Origin of the sequence: Parendozoicomonas callyspongiae, assembly GCF_023502345.1 — a bacterium.
Classification (GTDB): Bacteria; Pseudomonadota; Gammaproteobacteria; order Pseudomonadales; family Endozoicomonadaceae; genus Sansalvadorimonas; species Sansalvadorimonas callyspongiae.
Genome location: NZ_JAMFLX010000185.1, coordinates 1 through 229 on the forward strand (window position 1 = coordinate 1; position 229 = coordinate 229).

General features: G+C 48.9%; 1 protein-coding gene. It reads left to right on the forward strand.

Translation table 11 applies throughout. The annotated features are described in order from the left end of the window. Positions 1 to 85: 85 nt before the first annotated feature. Positions 86 to 229: IS66 family insertion sequence element accessory protein TnpA (tnpA, locus tag M3P05_RS21320; RefSeq protein WP_408635973.1), on the forward strand; the 144-nt coding region annotated here is incomplete at its 3' end.

Consider the following 229-nt stretch of genomic DNA (forward strand, 5'->3'; position numbering starts at 1 on the left):
TAACCGGTCAAATTCCGGCGTCTTCAAAACCCTAAATCCATAGGCCATGTTTGCTTCGACTCACTCATCGGAGCCAACAATGAACATGACAGCTTTTCACAAACCTTTCTCTCGCAGGACACCAGAACAATGGCAGCAAATCATTAATGACCAGCAGGCCAGTGGCCTGCCGCAGAAAGTCTACTGCCGTCAGCATGGTTTAAGCCTGGCGACTTTCTGCAACTGGAAA